At 62.0% G+C, this 16,522-nt stretch carries 16 protein-coding genes; 6 read left to right on the top strand and 10 right to left on the bottom strand.

From position 1 onward, the window contains the following. Window positions 1–94 precede the first annotated feature (94 nt). From carB to QWZ03_RS07610, 3 genes are all read right to left on the bottom strand, one after another. Window positions 95–3,307 carry a carbamoyl-phosphate synthase large subunit gene (carB, locus tag QWZ03_RS07600; RefSeq protein WP_284194713.1) on the bottom strand — a complete coding sequence of 1,071 codons (3,213 nt, stop codon included), beginning with the start codon at window positions 3,305–3,307 and terminating at the stop codon, window positions 95–97. A 9-nt stretch (window positions 3,308–3,316) separates the two neighbouring features. Continuing rightward, window positions 3,317–4,453 carry a glutamine-hydrolyzing carbamoyl-phosphate synthase small subunit gene (gene carA, locus QWZ03_RS07605; protein WP_290332157.1) on the bottom strand — a complete coding sequence of 379 codons (1,137 nt, stop codon included), beginning with the start codon at window positions 4,451–4,453 and terminating at the stop codon, window positions 3,317–3,319. Between the two features lie 308 nt (window positions 4,454–4,761). Further along, entirely contained in the window at window positions 4,762–5,244 is a 483-nt protein-coding gene (locus QWZ03_RS07610; RefSeq protein ID WP_290332158.1) for a glutathione peroxidase, read from the bottom strand. Window positions 5,245–5,323: 79 nt separating this feature from the next. Between QWZ03_RS07610 and QWZ03_RS07615 the strand changes: the two genes are divergently transcribed. Continuing rightward, window positions 5,324–6,331: an FIST C-terminal domain-containing protein gene (locus tag QWZ03_RS07615; RefSeq protein WP_290332159.1), complete on the top strand. Its 1,008-nt coding sequence runs from the start codon at window positions 5,324–5,326 to the stop codon at window positions 6,329–6,331. 49 nt (window positions 6,332–6,380) lie between these two features. Beyond that, on the top strand, window positions 6,381–6,830 hold the full coding sequence (locus QWZ03_RS07620; RefSeq protein WP_290332160.1) for a DUF1841 family protein: 450 nt from the start codon (window positions 6,381–6,383) through the stop codon (window positions 6,828–6,830). Here QWZ03_RS07620 and QWZ03_RS07625 read toward each other — a convergent pair. The 3 genes from QWZ03_RS07625 to QWZ03_RS07635 all read right to left on the bottom strand — a co-directional run bounded on the left by QWZ03_RS07625 (window position 6,827) and on the right by QWZ03_RS07635 (window position 10,032). Then, window positions 6,827–7,699, bottom strand: a complete 873-nt coding sequence (locus QWZ03_RS07625; protein ID WP_290332161.1) for a FecR family protein — start codon at window positions 7,697–7,699, stop codon at window positions 6,827–6,829. The genes QWZ03_RS07620 and QWZ03_RS07625 overlap by 4 nt on opposite strands. Window positions 7,700–7,706: 7 nt before the next feature. After that, window positions 7,707–8,507 carry a transporter family protein gene (locus QWZ03_RS07630; protein WP_290332163.1) on the bottom strand — a complete coding sequence of 267 codons (801 nt, stop codon included), beginning with the start codon at window positions 8,505–8,507 and terminating at the stop codon, window positions 7,707–7,709. A gap of 61 nt (window positions 8,508–8,568) precedes the next feature. After that, entirely contained in the window at window positions 8,569–10,032 is a 1,464-nt protein-coding gene (locus QWZ03_RS07635; RefSeq protein ID WP_290332164.1) for a M48 family metalloprotease, read from the bottom strand. 147 nt (window positions 10,033–10,179) lie between these two features. On the opposite strand from QWZ03_RS07635, the gene QWZ03_RS07640 reads away from it, so the two are divergent. The 3 genes from QWZ03_RS07640 (at window position 10,180) to tsaD (ending at window position 11,968) form a co-directional block, all read left to right on the top strand. After that, complete coding sequence (locus QWZ03_RS07640; RefSeq protein ID WP_290332165.1) at window positions 10,180–10,623, top strand: ribonuclease domain-containing protein; 444 nt, start codon at window positions 10,180–10,182, stop codon at window positions 10,621–10,623. Continuing rightward, window positions 10,614–10,886, top strand: a complete 273-nt coding sequence (locus QWZ03_RS07645) for a barstar family protein (RefSeq protein WP_284194722.1) — start codon at window positions 10,614–10,616, stop codon at window positions 10,884–10,886. The genes QWZ03_RS07640 and QWZ03_RS07645 overlap by 10 nt, the downstream gene beginning before the upstream one ends. 68 nt (window positions 10,887–10,954) lie before the next feature. Beyond that, the gene (gene tsaD, locus QWZ03_RS07650) at window positions 10,955–11,968 is read left to right on the top strand and encodes a tRNA (adenosine(37)-N6)-threonylcarbamoyltransferase complex transferase subunit TsaD (RefSeq protein ID WP_290332166.1); all 1,014 of its coding nucleotides are present in this window, start codon (window positions 10,955–10,957) and stop codon (window positions 11,966–11,968) included. On the opposite strand, the gene QWZ03_RS07655 is transcribed toward tsaD, so the two are convergent. From QWZ03_RS07655 to QWZ03_RS07665, 3 genes are read right to left on the bottom strand one after another with little or no spacing between them, the layout of a single operon-like run. Further along, window positions 11,965–12,213 carry a hypothetical protein gene (locus QWZ03_RS07655; RefSeq protein ID WP_290332167.1) on the bottom strand — a complete coding sequence of 83 codons (249 nt, stop codon included), beginning with the start codon at window positions 12,211–12,213 and terminating at the stop codon, window positions 11,965–11,967. The genes tsaD and QWZ03_RS07655 overlap by 4 nt on opposite strands. Window positions 12,214–12,221: 8 nt before the next feature. After that, the gene (locus QWZ03_RS07660; RefSeq protein ID WP_290332168.1) at window positions 12,222–12,875 is read right to left on the bottom strand and encodes a fumarylacetoacetate hydrolase family protein; all 654 of its coding nucleotides are present in this window, start codon (window positions 12,873–12,875) and stop codon (window positions 12,222–12,224) included. A gap of 20 nt (window positions 12,876–12,895) precedes the next feature. Then, window positions 12,896–13,813 carry a CobD/CbiB family protein gene (locus QWZ03_RS07665; RefSeq protein WP_284194726.1) on the bottom strand — a complete coding sequence of 306 codons (918 nt, stop codon included), beginning with the start codon at window positions 13,811–13,813 and terminating at the stop codon, window positions 12,896–12,898. 219 nt (window positions 13,814–14,032) lie between these two features. On the opposite strand from QWZ03_RS07665, the gene QWZ03_RS07670 reads away from it, so the two are divergent. Beyond that, entirely contained in the window at window positions 14,033–14,620 is a 588-nt protein-coding gene (locus QWZ03_RS07670) for a superoxide dismutase (protein WP_284194727.1), read from the top strand. 76 nt (window positions 14,621–14,696) lie between these two features. Here the strand turns inward: QWZ03_RS07670 and QWZ03_RS07675 are convergent, their stop codons facing one another. Continuing rightward, on the bottom strand, window positions 14,697–16,451 hold the full coding sequence (locus QWZ03_RS07675; protein ID WP_290332170.1) for a response regulator: 1,755 nt from the start codon (window positions 16,449–16,451) through the stop codon (window positions 14,697–14,699). Window positions 16,452–16,522 lie beyond the last annotated feature (71 nt).

A 16,522-nucleotide genomic window follows, 5' to 3' on the forward strand; every position in this document is an offset into this window, starting at 1 on the left:
GCCGGGTGCTAAAAACAAACCCGATGGCAACGCCATCGGGACAAAAACAGAGCCGCCGCGCCCAGGCGCGGCGGCCGGCTAACAATTAGACTGGTCAGGCCGTCTTGAGACGCTCGTGCAGACCCTGCACCGAATAGACCGTCCATTCCCGCATGTGCTTGATGCCATAGGCCGCAGCACGGCCACCTGCCACCGTGGTGTAGATAGGCACACGGCCCTTGAGTGCCTCAAAGCGTATGGAATAGGAATCCTGAATCGAGGCACGTCGCTCGTCAACCGTATTTACGATCAGGGCAATTTCGCCATTCTTGATCATGTCCACGATATGGGGGCGGCCTTCCTTGACCTTGTTCACTTCCTGCACCGGAATACCGGCAGCATGCAGCACGGCTGCAGTACCACGGGTCGCCACCAGCTCCAGCCCGGCATCCACCAGCATGCGGCCCATCTCTGCCAGCTGCGGCTTGTCGGCATCGCGCACCGACAGGAATACCCGGCCCGAGGTCGGCAGTTTTTCGCCAGCACCCAGCTGCGACTTCACATAGGCTTCCGCGAAAGTGTCGCCCACACCCATGACTTCGCCGGTCGACTTCATTTCCGGCCCGAGTATGCTATCCACACCAGGGAACTTGATGAAGGGGAAGACGGCTTCCTTGACCGAATAATACGGCGGGATCACCTCGCCATGCACGCCTTGCGCTTCCAGCGTCTGCCCCACCATGCAACGAGCAGCAATCTTGGCCAGCGGCCGGCTGGTAGCCTTGGACACATAAGGCACGGTACGCGAGGCCCGTGGGTTCACTTCCAGCACAAAAACCGTCTCGCCCTGGATGGCAAACTGCACGTTCATCAGGCCGATCACATTCAAGGCACGCGCCATGGCAACAGTCTGGCGACGCAGCTCATCCTGCATCTCCTGGCTGAGCGAATAGGGCGGCAGCGAACAGGCCGAGTCGCCTGAGTGCACACCGGCCTGCTCGATATGCTCCATGATGCCGCCTATCACCACGGCCTGGCCGTCGCTGATGGCGTCCACATCCACTTCGATGGCATCGTTGAGGAAGCGATCCAGCAACACCGGGCTGTCGTTGGAGACCTTGACCGCCTCGCGCATATAGCGCGTCAGGTCATCCTCGCTATGGACGATCTGCATGGCACGGCCACCCAGCACATAGGAGGGGCGCACCACCAGCGGGTAGCCAATCTCGGCGGCCAGCACCAGTGCATCCTTCTCGTTGCGGGCCGTTGCATTGGGCGGCTGCTTCAGGCCCAGGTCGTGCAGCAGCTTCTGGAAGCGCTCACGATCCTCGGCGGCATCTATCATGTCCGGGCTGGTGCCGACGATGGGCACGCCATTGGCCTCCAGCGCCCGCGCCAACTTCAGCGGCGTCTGGCCACCATACTGCACGATCACGCCGGCCGGCTTTTCCACATGCACGATTTCCAGCACGTCTTCCAGCGTCAGCGGCTCGAAGTACAGGCGGTCGGAGGTATCGTAATCCGTAGACACGGTTTCCGGGTTGCAGTTGACCATGATGGTCTCGTAACCATCATCGCGCAGCGCCAGGGCGGCATGCACGCAGCAATAGTCGAACTCGATACCCTGGCCGATGCGGTTGGGCCCGCCACCCAACACCATGATCTTCTTGGCATTGGTAGGCTGTGCCTCGCACTCTTCCTCATAGGTCGAGTACATATAGGCTGTATTGGTCGCAAATTCCGCCGCGCAGGTATCCACCCGCTTGTAGACCGGGCGCACACCGAAGCTGTGGCGGCGTGCACGCACGGCAGCCGCTTCGGCACCCAGCAGGATAGCCAGGCGGCGGTCAGAGAAGCCCTTGCGCTTGAGGCGGCGCAGTTCGGCGCCATCCAGGCTGTCCAGGCTGCGCTGGGCCAAGGCCTTCTCGTCCAGGATCAGATCTTCGATCTGCGCCAGGAACCAGGGGTCGATCTTGGTATGGCTGAACACATCATCCAGGCTCATGCCCAGACGGAAAGCATCGGCCACATAGAGAATACGCTCAGGCCCCGGCGCGCCCAGTTCGGCCGCCAGCTTGTCCACGTCGGTGGTGCGCTCGTCAAAACCAGCCAGGCCGGTCTCCAGGCCACGCAAGGCCTTCTGCATGGATTCCTGCAGCGAACGGCCTATGGCCATCACCTCACCCACCGACTTCATCTGGGTGGTCAGGCGATCATTGGCCTGCGGGAACTTCTCGAAAGCGAAACGCGGGATCTTGGTGACCACGTAGTCGATGGAAGGCTCGAACGAAGCCGGGGTCAGGCCGCCGGTAATGTCGTTCTTGAGCTCATCCAGGGTAAAGCCCACGGCCAGCTTGGCCGCCACCTTGGCAATGGGGAAGCCCGTTGCCTTGGACGCCAGCGCAGACGAACGCGATACGCGCGGATTCATCTCGATGACGATCAACCGGCCATCCTTGGGATTGACCGAGAACTGCACATTGGAGCCACCGGTATCCACACCGATTTCACGCAGTACCGCCAAGGAGGCGTTACGCATGATCTGGTATTCCTTGTCAGTCAGCGTCTGGGCCGGTGCCACGGTGATGGAGTCACCGGTGTGCACACCCATGGGATCGAAGTTCTCGATGGAGCAGACAATGATGCAGTTGTCGTTGCGGTCGCGCACGACTTCCATCTCATACTCTTTCCAGCCCAGCAGCGACTCTTCGATCAGCAGCTCGTGGGTAGGAGAAAGATCGAGGCCCCGGGTACAGATCTCGATGAACTCTTCGATGTTGTAAGCGATGCCGCCGCCCGTACCGCCCATGGTGAAACTGGGGCGGATAATGGCCGGGAAGCCCAGCTTGGATTGCACGGCCAAGGCCTCATCCAGCGTATGGGCAATACCGGAACGGGCCGAGCCCAGGCCGATCTTGTCCATGGCCAGCTTGAATTTCTGACGGTCTTCCGCCTTGTCGATTGCTTCGGGCGTAGCACCGATCAACTCGACCTTGTACTTGTCCAGCACGCCATTGCGCCACAGGTCCAGCGCGCAGTTAAGCGCCGTCTGGCCGCCCATGGTGGGCAGGATGGCATCCGGACGTTCCTTGTCGACGATCTTGGCGACCACTTCCCAGGTAATGGGTTCGATGTAGGTCACATCGGCCATCTCCGGGTCGGTCATGATGGTGGCCGGGTTGGAGTTGACCAGGATGACCTTGTAACCTTCTTCGCGCAGGGCCTTGCAGGCCTGAGCACCGGAATAGTCGAATTCGCAAGCCTGGCCGATGACGATGGGGCCGGCACCGATGATCAGGATGGATTTGATGTCTGTACGCTTGGGCATGGCGTGTCCTTATTGCTTGTGTTGCGCCATGGCGGCGGTAAAGCGATCGAACAGGTAGGCGACGTCGTGCGGACCTGGGCTGGCTTCGGGGTGACCCTGGAAGCTGAAGGCCGGGCGATCGGTCAGGGCGATACCCTGTACCGTGCCGTCAAACAGCGAACGGTGGGTGATGCGCACATTGCCCGGCAGGGTGCTCTCATCCGCCTGGAAGCCATGATTCTGGCTGGTGATCAGCACGCGACGGTCATCCAGATCCTGCACGGGGTGGTTGGCACCGTGGTGGCCAAACTTCATCTTGCTGGTCTTGCCACCGGCAGCCAGCGCCAGCAACTGGTGACCCAGGCAGATGCCGAACACCGGCAGCTTCTTGTCGAGGAAGGTACGGATGGCCGCAATCGCGTAGTCGCAAGGCTCCGGATCACCCGGGCCATTGCTGAGGAACACGCCATCGGGATTGAGCTTGAGCACATCCTCGGCCGAGGTCTGGGCCGGCACCACGGTCAGCTTGCAGCCACGCTCGGCCAGCATGCGCAGGATGTTGTGCTTGACGCCGAAATCGTAGGCCACCACATGAAAGCGTGCATTGACCTGGGCGGCGTAGCCCATGCCCAACTGCCACTCACGGGTATCCCAACGATAGGCCTCGGTACAGCTCACCACCCGCGCCAGATCCTGCCCGGCCATGGAGCCAAAGCCGCGGGCCAGTTCGATCGCACGATCCGCATCCACCTCGCCGGCCATGATGCAGCCCGACTGCGCGCCCTTTTCCCGCAGGATGCGGGTCAGCTTGCGGGTGTCGATATCGGCAATCGCCACCGTGTTGTTGCGACGCAGGTAAGCGTCCAGTGTCTCTTCCATGCGGAAGTTGGAGGCGCGCAAGGGCAGATCGCGCACGATCAGGCCAGCGGCAAACACCCCATTTGATTCCGCATCCTCGCGATTCACGCCCACATTCCCAATGTGCGGATAGGTCAGCGTGACGATCTGCTTGCAATAAGACGGATCGGTAAGGATTTCCTGGTAACCGGTCAGCGCGGTGTTGAACACCACTTCACCAACCGTATGGCCATCGGCACCGATGGACGTGCCGTGGAAGAGCGTGCCATCGGCAAGGGCGAGCAAGGCTTTGGAACGTTGTTGGGACACCGGCGACTCCTGAATTGCGGTTGTCAGGACGCATTACGCGCTCTAGACGTAAGAAAACGGGATAGGCGTGCCTATCCCGTTCCCTCTGATAATTCCGTGATTTTCAGGGCGAATTCTAGCCGAAATGCCCCCGCCCGGCAATCCGCAAGCGGGCCTTGCAAGCAGTTTGCAAGATTGCGGATAACCCGTGTTCAAGCCCTCCAACAAAATCCGGTGTGGCGGCTACGACCTGGCCCGCATGCGCAGGCAGCACCTGGGCACAGCAAGCCTGCTCGCCCCTGCCACAAAGATTTTGCCGGTAGCGAACTTTAGAGCAATGCCTCTATCTTGCTGACCAGCTCCTCGGGCTTGGTCGATGGTGCAAACCGGTCTATCACCTTGCCCTCGCGATCCACCAGAAACTTGGTGAAGTTCCACTTGATGGCCTCGGTGCCCAGCAAGCCCTTGGCCGAGGTCTTGAGGTATTTGTATAGCGGGTGGGTGTCGTCACCATTGACATCTATCTTCTCGAACATGGGAAAGCCCACCCCGAAGTTCTTCTGGCAAAACGCCCCTATCTGCTCGGCATCACCGGGCTCCTGCCCGCCAAACTGGTTGCAGGGGAAACCCAGCACCTCAAACCCCCTGTCCTTGAACTGCTCGTACACAGACTGCAAACCCGTGAACTGGGGGGTAAAGCCACATTCGCTGGCGGTATTGACGATCAGCAACACCTTGCCCTTGTAGGCATCCAGGTTCTCAGGCGTACCGTCCAGTCGTTTGGCGGCAAAATCATAGATGGGAGCAGACATGGACCAAGGCCTCCGGAAGAAATGATGAATACATCATAGCGCGCCAGCGAAGCCAGCGGCGATGAAGGATAATGGCAGCATGTCCACCCGCTACGCTTCTGGCCTCGCCCATGCTTCCCGCCCCTCCCCCAGGCTCGCTGCCGACGCAGTAGAGCAGGCCCTGTCCAAACTGGGGGAGCAAAGAGCCGCCGCCGTGCTGCTTTTCCTCTCCGCCGATTTTGCCCACGACCCACGCCCTGCCCTAGTGGCCGCCGCCCGCGCGGCCCAGACGCTGGCCGTGGCAGGCTGCACCGCACTGGGGGTAATGAACGAGGACGACTGGCTGGTAGATACGCCGGCCGCCGCCGCCATGCTGATACAGCAGTTGCCGCCAGCCCAGGCCGATACACCGAGACTGACGCTGGCCGCCCCCAACACCCTGGACCTGGCCTGGCTGGAAACCGGTTGGGCGCGCTATGGCGGCATTGCCGGCGACGCAACAGGTGTCGGCCCCTACAAAGTCTGGCGCCAAGGTCAGATTGCGGCAGACGGCAAGGCGGAGCTGGCCTTGCCGGCCAGCGATGTGCTGGTTTCCCGAGGCCTGTCACCGGTCAGCCCGGCCTTCACGGTCACCGGCATTGCCGGCTTCGAGCTGCAAAGCCTGGACGGCCGCATGGCTGCCGCCACGCTTAGACGCAGCATGGTAAGCCTGCCGGAACTGCATGAACTGGCCCTGGCCACCCTGGATGAAGACAGCCAACCCAGCCAATGCTGGCCACTGGTGTCGCTCAACCCCGATGGCAGCGTCACCGTGGCTGCACGGCTGTTTCCCGGCGAGCGGGTAGTATGGATGCGCCGCACCGCAGCCACCGCCCTGTCCGAAGTACAGGCCATGGCCAGCCAGCCTGCACCTGCAGCCGGCCTGCTGTTCTCCTGCGCCGGCCGTGGCCCGGCACTGCACGATGGCCAGGACAGGGAATGGCAGACCCTGGTGCGCGCCTGGCCGGGCACACCTCTGGCCGGCTTCTACGGCAACGGCCAGCTTGCCCGGCTGGACGGCGCCAATCGCCTTTTGCATCAAAGCCTTGTGCTGGCAAAGCTGGACTGACGACCGCGGGCAGCGGAAAATACCCCCTGCTTCCCTTCCGGCCACACCGATGTTCAATCCCACCCGCGACCAAGCCCGCCGTTTCCTGTTCGACACCTGGGCCAAGCAGAAACAATCCGCCCCCCTCACCGACCTGGAGAAAATCGCCCTGGCCGTGCTGGTACGCCATCCCGAGTATCACGCCATCGTCGACGCCCCCGAGCGCTACGCCGACCTGGATTACCTGCCCGAGTTTGGCGAGACCAACCCCTTCCTGCATATGAATATGCACCTCGCCATCGAGGAGCAATTGTCGATCAACCAGCCCCATGGCGTGCGCGAGCTCTACCAGGCGCTCTGTCAGCAGACAGGCGACGAGCATCGTGCCCAGCATGAAATGATGGATTGCCTGGCGGAGATGATATGGCAGGCCCAGCGCAGCGGCACGGGGCCGGATGGCGGGCTTTACCTGGCCTGCATGCGCGGCAAGGCCGGTATGCCCGACCCCATGGCAGGCTAGCCGCCCACCCGTTTGCGCGGCAAGGTGGGAGGACGTTCGAGCTTCTGCAGCCGCTGCTTCACGGCTTTCTGCACCTGCTCCCTATCTGGCTTCTGACCAGGCGGCAATGCCTCCATGCGCTCGCGCACAGCTTGCCTGCCCTGCTCGATCAGTTGTTCGCGCTGATCAGGCGACAAAGGCCGGGCGCGGAAACCGCCCTCTCCCCTGTCATGCAGCCGCTCCAATATCTGATCCAGCCCCTGCTCCCGGCCAAACTGCTGCAAGCGCTCGAACAGCCGGGGGCGCTGTGCCAGCAGGCGCGGCAAGGCGCCGTCAGCCGCCGGCAGGTAGCCGCTCTCGCCGGGCCGCACCGCCAATTCCTGGCCTGCAACCTGCATGACGCTCTCGCCCTCGTGCACCCATTCATACACCCCTGCCGGCGTATCGGCGTCAGCCGAGTGATCCTGCAGCACGGTTTCGTGATCAGTACCGCGTATGCCTATGGTCATGGTTGGGGTAGCCAGCCGATAGGACGGCCGGTTACTTTGGCCTATCAAACCGGTAACCGATCGCAACGCCCCACGAACCAGCCGCAACCACGCCCGCGACTCACTGGCCTGCTCAGCCTGGTAGCGGTATTCATCGATACGCAACTGGGTATTAGGTCGCAAGGTCAGGCTGGCGCCATCGCTCATGGCCAGCACCATCCAGCCACCACTGCCGGTGATCAGGGTGTCTCCGGCCTCGACCACACCATTGAGCATGGCCGGCTTGCTGGCACCCGCATCATCCTGCCGGCCGTACTGCCCACCTGCGGCTTCTATGCGGCCCACTACGGCAGCCTGCGCAGTCGCCAGGCAAAACAGCAAGGCCCACCAGAACAATCGCATGGCCATGTCAGCGGAAGCTGTAGTTGTAGCTGAAGTTGAAATCCTGCTGCGGGTCAGCGTCAGAGAACCCGCGCAGATAGCTGAAGGTAAAGTAGCCACGCTCACCCAAGGGCAGGCCGGTAGACAAAGTCAGCGTGCGCGACGCCTCGCCACCAGGGGTGGCACTTTGCGACCAGGCATAGTCCAGCCCCAGGTCCAGCCCATCGCTAAGGCCATAGCCCAGGTAAAGATCACTACTCCAGGTATTGCGCGTGGCATAGCCGCTTTGCTTGCCTATCCAGTTATAGCCCGAGGTCCAGCTGAGGCTGTAAGGCCCCATGCTGCGGCTGTAGCTGCCACCCAGCGACCAGTCTGTCTTGCCGGTAGAGAAACCCTTGGCCTGGCTTCCGGTGGGCAGCTTGACCACGGCGCGCAGATCCAGGCTGCTGCCGTCCTCCAGCTCGCCCAGCATAAAGCTACGGCTCAGCCCCAGATTCAGGTCACCCCAGCCGCTGACGCGGGCAGCACTGCCATCCGGCCTCGGGCCCGTCACCGGCACCCAGATGGTACGGCCGGCCAAACGCAAAGGACGATAGCCCTTGATGGCCGAACTGGTAGTAGTGGCAGCGCTGCGCTGATCCCGCCAGTTGCCGCTGGCGTCCAGACTCCAGTCGCCACTGCGATAGCCGAGCGACAAGGGCATGCCGGTCTCCAGTACGCGCGGATCGTCGTACTCACTGAAACTCAGGCCGCTGCTCAGCGTGAATTCGCCGGCCCAGGCCGACGAAGCGAGGCAGACCGCCACACACCCTGTGAACTGGCGCAGCATGGAACGCACCTTTTTATATTGACCCTTGTTTCTCATTCTAGGCAGCAAATCCGGCGCAATGTCAGGAGGGATTTCGCGTAGCAGGGTCTTCCTTGAATTTCCTGCCATCCAGCCGGCTGCGCAGCTCCTTGATACGGGCCTCGATAGCCGACATCTGGTAGAAATCGCCGCCGCTGCGGCGGGCAATATTCAGCTGCTCTATAGCTGTACTGGGTTCGTCCAGAAGTGCGTAATACTCAGCCATGGCGCGGTGCGACGGGCCTTGCATACCTTGCAGGGCATAGGCCTGGGCGAGGCGTTTATGCAGCCCTGGGTCCCCCCCTCGCTCGGCCAGCGCCCCCTCCAGCAGGGCAATGGCCTGCTTGCCCTCATTCTGTCGCATCTTTACATCAATCTCGCCATAGACCAGCGCCTGGGCACCAGGGAAGCGCTCCCGCCCGGCTGCCAGCAAGGCAGCGGCATCTGCCAGCCGCCCCTGCTGCAGACGTATGCTGCCGGCCAATGATTCAAACATGGCATGGCCGCCCGGCAAGGCTTGCTGCGCCTGCTGCAAGCGCACCCAGGCGGCATCTGCCCGTCCGGCCAGCAGCAGGGCATGGGCATAGCCATATTGCTGCGCCGCCTCGCTGGTGTACTTCTTCTGCCCTGTAGTGCCCTGGTAGTAGTCCAGCGCAGCGCGCGGCCCCAGTTGCAGCCCGCGTGCCTTTTCCCGCACCAGCAGGTAGTCCACGCTGTCCGGCCATTGCCGGTAAGCCTGCTCGGCCGCGCGCGACTGGCTGTCGCTGATGCGCTCGCCGGTGACTGGGTGGGTACGCAAAAAAGCAAAAGCCCCGTTGTCCACATTGCGGTAGTGCTTCTGCATGCGGTCGAAGAAATTGGGCATGGCGTGCATGTCAAAGCCGGCACCCTTGAGGGTGGCCATGCCTACCCGGTCGGCCTCACGCTCCAGATCCCGGGAGAAATCCAGATAGCGCTGCGCCTGGTAGCCCTCGCTGGCCGCAATGGCCGCCATGGGCGCATCGCCGCCGCGGCTTTGCGAAGCCGCCAGGATGGCCAGGGCCAGGGTGCCCAGCGTCATCAGGCCGGCACCCTTTTGCGACTCCACCATACGGGCATAGTGATGCTGGGTCACATGGGCGATTTCATGCGCCATGACTGCCGCCAGTTCAGACTCGTGCTGCGACAGCACCATCAGGCCGGTATTGATGCCGATGACACCCCCCGGTACTGCCCAGGCATTGATGGTGTTTTCGGCGATGGGAAAAAAGCGGAAATTGACCCGATTCTCATTGCTGGCCGCCACCAGCCGGTAGCCCAGGCGCTCCAGGTACTCAGTCACTTCCACGTCGTCCAGCACCATGCCGGAACGGCGCAACTCGCGCACTGTCATGTCGGCAATATAGCGCTCCTCATGCGGTGGCAGGTTCGCCAGCGCCGAATCGCCTAGATCTGGCAGTTCATTGGCGCTGGCCACACCCGCCAGACCCAGCAGCACGGCAAATGTCAAAGCAGAATATCGTTTCATGGGGGCTATGATAGGCATGCAGGCAAGCTGGTTCCACTCCACCCTGCCCGGTGGCGCTTTTTTACAATTGGATACAGGCTTACCCGGCTTTGACCTCAGCCGCCGGCAAACCGATAATTCGGACTTTGCCCAGCACAAGACATTACAATGCGCGCCCTGGCTGTCCTATTGATCTGCCTGAACACCCTGGCAGCGCCTCTGCCCGATTGCCGCCAGGTGGCGCAGTCGCTCAACGGCAAGCTGCAAGGCCAGCTCAACACCACCGAACTGGCGCAAAGCCTTAGCCAGCTCAACCAGACCGGCCAGTTGCCGGCCCAGTTCGTCACCAAGAAGCAAGCCCGCCAGGCTGGCTGGCAGCCCGGTCGCCCGCTATGGCGCAGTCCGGAGCTGCAAGGCAAAAGCCTGGGCGGCGATCATTTCGGCAACCGCGAAAAGCGCCTGCCACGCGGCAACTGGCGTGAGGCCGACCTGGACTACCGTGGCGGCAAGCGCAATGCCAAGCGATTGGTATTTGAACCCAGCCGGGATGGCCGTCGCTATGTCACCATCGATCACTACGAGCAATTTACCGAGATATCCCCATGCCGCTGACCCGTATCGAATTCGTCAATGTTTCCCAGGTAGAGGATTTCTACGAGCAGCTGGAAGGCCAGCTGGAGCTCGATTACGAGATGGGCCACAACCTGGATGGCCTGTATGACGTACTGTCCAACGATGTAGAAGGCACGGTCGAGATCGTCTGGCACGATGCCGGCTTCTCGCGCGTGGCCCTGGGTGACTGGTTCCTGCGCATCATGGACGTGCTCAACATTGTCTCCACCGAGCGGAGCGATCTGACAGTCACCCTGGACTGAGCAACAATCCGGGGTTGGGCCAATAGCGCCACGGCCCCGGCCACTTACGATACTCCAAGGTAATGCCCATGCTGGTACTCGGCCTCGAATCCTCCTGCGATGAAACCGGTGTTGCCCTGTACGACACCGAGCACGGCCTGCTGGCCCATCACATCCATACCCAGATGGCCATGCATGCCGAATACGGTGGCGTGGTGCCGGAGCTTGCCTCACGCGACCATATCCGGCGGGTACTGCCGCTGACCGAGGCCTGCCTGCACGATGCAGGCAAGGTGCGTGCCGATATCGACGCCATCGCCTTTACCGAGGGCCCCGGCCTTGCCGGCGCCCTGCTGACGGCAGCGGCAGTGGCCAATGGCCTGGGCGTGGCGCTGGGCAAACCCGTCATTGGCGTGCACCACCTTGAGGGCCACCTGCTTTCACCCTTGCTGGCTCAACCGTCCCCCAGTTTTCCGTTTGTGGCCTTGCTGGTATCGGGCGGCCATACCCAGCTGATGGCGGTGCATGGCGTAGGCCACTACCAGTTGCTGGGCGAGACGCTGGACGATGCAGCAGGCGAAGCCTTCGACAAGACTGCCAAGCTATTGGGCCTGGGCTACCCAGGCGGCCCCGCGCTGTCCAGGCTGGCCGACCAGGGCGACCCCAGCCGCTTTACCCTGCCCCGTCCCATGCTGCATTCGGGCGATCTGGATTTCAGCTTTGCCGGCCTCAAGACAGCGGTACTGACCCTGGTAAAGAAGCAAGGCGAGCTAGACGATGCCACACGCGCCGATATCTGCGCCGCCTTCCAGGCTGCCGTCGTGGACCTGATGACCAGCAAATGCTGGGCCGCACTCAAGCAGACGGGCCTCAAGCAGTTGGTGGTCGCAGGCGGCGTTGGCGCCAATCGCCAGCTCAGGGCCGGGCTCGATGCCATGGCCGCCAAGCGCAAGCTCAAGGTCTATTACCCGCCGCTGGATTTATGCACCGACAACGGCGCCATGATTGCCTATGCCGGCGCCCAACGGCTGCTGCATGCGCGTGAGGCCGGGCCGTTTGCCGTGCGTCCGCGCTGGGATCTGGCCAGCCTGCCGGCAGCCTAGTGCCAGCGCCGCATCTGCCCACGCACCCACCACCACAGCATGGGCATCTGGCAGATGCCAAATAGCAGGAACCCGGTCTCCAGACCATCCTGCCCACCCCGGCCAAACCAGCCCAGGTAGTAGCACCAGAACAGCAATATGCCCAGCACGGCGAGTATCTTGAACGCCTGCGGCACAGGCGTGGGCGGGTGTATGCGCACCCGCACCTCCTCCTCGGCCCAGCGGGCCTTGACCTGGATGCGCATGCGCCGTTTCATGCGACCTCGAAACGCGCCTTCAGCACATCGTCCAACGCCAGCTCCAGCACATCACCGGCCTGGATGGCAGCCACCCCCGCCGGGGTGCCGGTATAGATCAGATCGCCCGGCTGCAAGGTAAAGCGACTGGAGAGGTAGGCAATGATGGCGGGCAGATCATGGATCATCAGGCTGCAATCCCCCACCTGCCGGATCTGGCCATTCACCTGCAGGCTGAAGCGGGCTGCCTGGGGTTCCGGCAACTGTGCCGGCACAATGAAACGCGACAGGCAGGCCGATCCATCAAACCCCTTGGCCACCGCCCAGGGCAGGCCCTTGTTCTTGGCCTGGGTCTGCAGATCACGCGCGGTCAAGTCCAGCCCCAGCGCATAGCCGGCCACGTGGCTCATGGCCGCATCGCGGGCTATATGTTTGCCCCCCAGCCCTATCGCCAGTACCAGCTCGGCCTCGTGGTGCACATCGTTCGAGTAGTCCGGCAAGGTAATGGCCGACCCTTCATGCAGCAAAGCCGAGGTCGGCTTGAGGAACACTACCGGCTCAGGCTCCAGCGTGTTGCCCAGTTCAGCCGCGTGGGCTGCATAGTTTCGACCTATGCAGTAGATATTGGCGACAGCCAGCTGGCTGCCGTCAGTAAAGTGGATGGTAGGCATGCCATGCACCGAGTAGGGAGTCAAAGATAACGCACCAAGGTAACCAGCAGTATCAGCGCCAGCCAGAACAACAGCGTGCGCCAGACCAGGCCCACCGCACTGGCCAGCATATTGGCATCCGCCTCCTCGCCCAGCCCCAGTTCGGGGCGAAAGCGTACGGTATGCTCCTGGTGCAGCGGCATGCCCAGGCGCACACCAATGGCGCCTGCGCCAGCCGCCAGCAAGATGCCGTAGGTCTCACTGATCCAGCGTTCGGCCTGCTGCCGCCAGCAGAACACGGCGTCTTCGAAATCCCCCACCACGGCAAAGCTGGCCGCCGTGGCACGGATGGGCAACCAGTCGATGACATAGGCCGCCTTGTCGGCGAAATTGCCGAAGCGCTCGCCGCGCCGACGATCCCTTGTACCCCATTTGAGCTGCAAGATGGTGGCGGCGCGATAAGCAACGGCACCGAACGGGCCCAGCACGATAAACCAGAACATGGGGCCAAATACGTGGCGATAAGCATCGATCAAACCCTGCTCGATCGCCACCCGCGCCACTTCGGCCTCGTGCAGCTCGCTGGCCGGCTCTCGCGTCCAGCCACCCAGCAGGGTACGGGCCGTTGCCAGATCACCTTCCTTCAGTGCGTCGGCCACCCCGGTAAAGGCCGGGCTAAACTGCCTGAAACCCATGGTGACATACAATACCGCCAGGCCAAACAGCCAATACAGCGACCAGTGCACCAGGTACAGCAGGCCGGCCACCAGCAGCACCAGCACACTGGGCACCAGCACGGCAATCATCCAGCCGACCACGCCATGGTGGTACTCGCCAGCATTGAAATTACGCTCCACGCTGTCGGCAAAACCACGGTAACCGCTATAAAAAAGGTTGCCGCGGCCAACCGGGTGGAATTGTTCCAGCAGCAGGGCAAGGACGAGGGCTAGCCAGGTCATAGGTCAGAGTCTGGGGATGGGCGATCGACGCATAATAGCGCAAAAGCTCCAGCCTTCGCCGCTAGGGCAAGCCGCCTTGCCCACGCGCCCATAGGCGCATAGGTAATAACTTAGTAATTTAGTCAACCATTGGCGTGCAGCGCAGCACACGCTATCATTCAGCCGCATACCAAGAGCCGGCTGCACACGGCCCGGCTGTCAACCGTCCTGGAGAACCCTATGGAACACAAGCTTCCCGAACTGCCCTATGCCATCGATGCGCTCGCACCGCACATGTCCAAAGAGACGCTGGAGTACCATTACGGCAAGCATCACCAGACCTATATCACCAATCTGAACAACCTCATCAAGGGCACCGAGCACGAGAATGCCACCCTGGAAGAGATCGTGAAGAAGGCACCGGCCGGTGGTCTGTTCAACAACGCCGCCCAGGTCTGGAACCACACCTTCTTCTGGCTGGGCTTCAAGCCCAATGCAGGCGACGCACGCCAACCCGCTGGCAAGCTGGCCGATGCCATCAATGCCAAGTGGGGTTCGCTGGACGAATTCAAGAAGGCCTTCAACACCGCCGCAGCGGGCAACTTCGGCTCGGGCTGGACCTGGCTGGTCAAGAAGGCTGACGGCAGCCTGGACATCGTCAACACCTCCGCCGCCGCCACTCCGCTGACCACGGCAGACACCGCCCTGCTGACCGCCGATGTATGGGAACACGCCTACTACATCGACTATCGAAACAGCCGCCCCAACTACCTGGAAGCCTTCTGGAAGCTGGTGGACTGGGACGTCGTGGCCGCCCGCCTGGGTTGATCGCCCGCGTGTAGGTCAGCCGCCTGACCACGCCACAGCAATGGCCCGGATACCCTCCGGGCCATTTGTCTTTCCGTCAGCCTTCATGCGCGGTAAGGGGCAGGGAAAAGTAGAAAACAGCCCCCTCCCCCTCTCGCCCCTCTGCCCAAACCTCGCCGCCATGGCGGGACACAATGCGCTTTACATTTGCCAGGCCTATACCCGTACCGGGAAACTCGTGCTCGCCATGCAAACGCTGGAACACGCCGAACAATTTGTCGTAATACGCCATATTGAAGCCGGCACCATTGTCCCTGACCGAATACACCGCCAGCGCCCCGTCAAGCCTGCCGGCCACTTCTATCACCTGGCGTGAGCGCCCACGCGAGTACTTGAGTGCATTCGACAGCAGATTGACCCATACCTGCTTGAGCAACACCGGGTCACCCAGGGCGGGCGGCAAGCTGGCCACCTGGTACACCACCTCATTGTCCCGGTTGTCGGATTGCAGTTCCAGCCAGACACCCTGGGCCAGCTGGGTCATATCCACCTGCCGTACCCGCAGAGGCACCTTGCCCACCCGGGAGAACTCCATCAGGCTGATGATCAGCCCGTCCATCTTCATGCTGCCTTCGCGGATCACCGTCAGCAGCCGCGATGCTTCTGCATCCAGACCGCCACCCAGATGGCGTTGCAACAACTGTGAAAACCCCTCTATCGCCCGCAAGGGTGCACGCAAGTCATGCGAGACCGAGTAGCTGAAGCTCTCTAGTTCCTTGTTGGCCTCCTGCAGTTGCACTGCCCGCTGGTTCAGGCTCTCGATCAGCTGTAACCGTTCCAACGCCTCGCTTAGCTGACGCGCCACCATGCCGATGACCTTCAGATCCTCACCGTCGAACACCGCACCAGATCGCGGTAGCGCATTGATCACACCAGCAACGCCCTGCGCCGTCGACAAGGGCGCAATCACATGGGGGTGCGGCAAAGCAGCCGCCCCCGTACCGCGCAGACAGGCGCAGTCGGCAATATGCACTGGCGCATTGCGCCCATCGGGCGGCAACAACGATAAGCCAAGGCACACCTCGCTACGTGGCGGCGCAGGCAGCAGACTCTTGCTGCAAAGGGTATCCAGTCCCGCCTTGCCATCAGGCAACAACACCCAGGCCGCCTGATAGCCCAGCAGCTCGGTCATCCCCTGCAAGGCAGTCTGGCAGGCATCCTTTGGCGTTGCCGCATTGCTCAAGGAACCGGCCAGGGCATAAAGGCTGCGCAATATCCGGTTGGACTGGGCTATCGCCTCCTGTTGCTGCTGCAGTTCCTCATTCAGACGCAAGGCTTCGTCATAGGTCGAGATCAGCATATCCAGGATCTGCTGCCGATCCGAATTCACGAACACCTTCTTGCCAGCCAGAATGATTTCCAGGCCCATCTGTACTTTCCTGCCGTGGCGCAATTCCATGTTGAGCAGGATGTAATTGATGCGTGAAATCAGCGCGACCGGGTCATAAGGCTTGCGCAAGAAGTGCGTGGCGCCGCACTCCAGACTACGGGTGATATCGTCCCAGCTCACCAGCGACGTCATCATGATCACCGGTATGTCGTGCAGCGCCGGGTCCTTCTTGATGGTGTCGCAGAGCTGGTAGCCATCCATCTCGGGCATGACGACATCGGTAATGACCATCGTCGGCAGGGTTTCCCGCAACACCGCCAGCGCTGCGCGGCCGTTCTCGGCCATCAATACAGTGAACTGCTCCGCCTCCAGCACCATGCGCAACTGCGCTGCCTGGGTAGGGCTGTCCTCTACCACCAGTATGGTGATCGCCGACCTGTCGTAGGAAGAAGACGCGTCCATGCATTGCTCCAGGAAGGAGTGCCACCCGCCAGCGCAGCACACCGAATGCGGTTGCTGCGACTACTCAGTCC

Origin of the sequence: Chitinimonas viridis (assembly GCF_030409555.1) — a bacterium.
GTDB classification, from domain to species: Bacteria; Pseudomonadota; Gammaproteobacteria; order Burkholderiales; family Chitinimonadaceae; genus Chitinimonas; species Chitinimonas viridis.

What these genes read in the sequence shown, in the direction of transcription:
- QWZ03_RS07620 (WP_290332160.1), top strand. Translation starts at nt 6,381, where the DNA reads ATGTTCAATCCCACCCGCGACCAAGCCCGCCGTTTCCTGTTCGACACC.
- QWZ03_RS07670 (WP_284194727.1), top strand. Translation starts at nt 14,033, where the DNA reads ATGGAACACAAGCTTCCCGAACTGCCCTATGCCATCGATGCGCTCGCA.
- QWZ03_RS07615 (WP_290332159.1), top strand. Translation starts at nt 5,324, where the DNA reads ATGTCCACCCGCTACGCTTCTGGCCTCGCCCATGCTTCCCGCCCCTCC.
- QWZ03_RS07665 (WP_284194726.1), bottom strand. Translation starts at nt 13,813, where the DNA reads ATGACCTGGCTAGCCCTCGTCCTTGCCCTGCTGCTGGAACAATTCCAC.
- QWZ03_RS07675 (WP_290332170.1), bottom strand. Translation starts at nt 16,451, where the DNA reads ATGGACGCGTCTTCTTCCTACGACAGGTCGGCGATCACCATACTGGTG.
- QWZ03_RS07645 (WP_284194722.1), top strand. Translation starts at nt 10,614, where the DNA reads ATGCCGCTGACCCGTATCGAATTCGTCAATGTTTCCCAGGTAGAGGAT.
- QWZ03_RS07630 (WP_290332163.1), bottom strand. Translation starts at nt 8,507, where the DNA reads ATGCTGCGCCAGTTCACAGGGTGTGTGGCGGTCTGCCTCGCTTCGTCG.
- QWZ03_RS07640 (WP_290332165.1), top strand. Translation starts at nt 10,180, where the DNA reads ATGCGCGCCCTGGCTGTCCTATTGATCTGCCTGAACACCCTGGCAGCG.
- QWZ03_RS07635 (WP_290332164.1), bottom strand. Translation starts at nt 10,032, where the DNA reads ATGAAACGATATTCTGCTTTGACATTTGCCGTGCTGCTGGGTCTGGCG.
- tsaD (WP_290332166.1), top strand. Translation starts at nt 10,955, where the DNA reads ATGCTGGTACTCGGCCTCGAATCCTCCTGCGATGAAACCGGTGTTGCC.
- QWZ03_RS07655 (WP_290332167.1), bottom strand. Translation starts at nt 12,213, where the DNA reads ATGCGCATCCAGGTCAAGGCCCGCTGGGCCGAGGAGGAGGTGCGGGTG.
- carB (WP_284194713.1), bottom strand. Translation starts at nt 3,307, where the DNA reads ATGCCCAAGCGTACAGACATCAAATCCATCCTGATCATCGGTGCCGGC.
- QWZ03_RS07660 (WP_290332168.1), bottom strand. Translation starts at nt 12,875, where the DNA reads ATGCCTACCATCCACTTTACTGACGGCAGCCAGCTGGCTGTCGCCAAT.
- QWZ03_RS07625 (WP_290332161.1), bottom strand. Translation starts at nt 7,699, where the DNA reads ATGCGATTGTTCTGGTGGGCCTTGCTGTTTTGCCTGGCGACTGCGCAG.
- QWZ03_RS07610 (WP_290332158.1), bottom strand. Translation starts at nt 5,244, where the DNA reads ATGTCTGCTCCCATCTATGATTTTGCCGCCAAACGACTGGACGGTACG.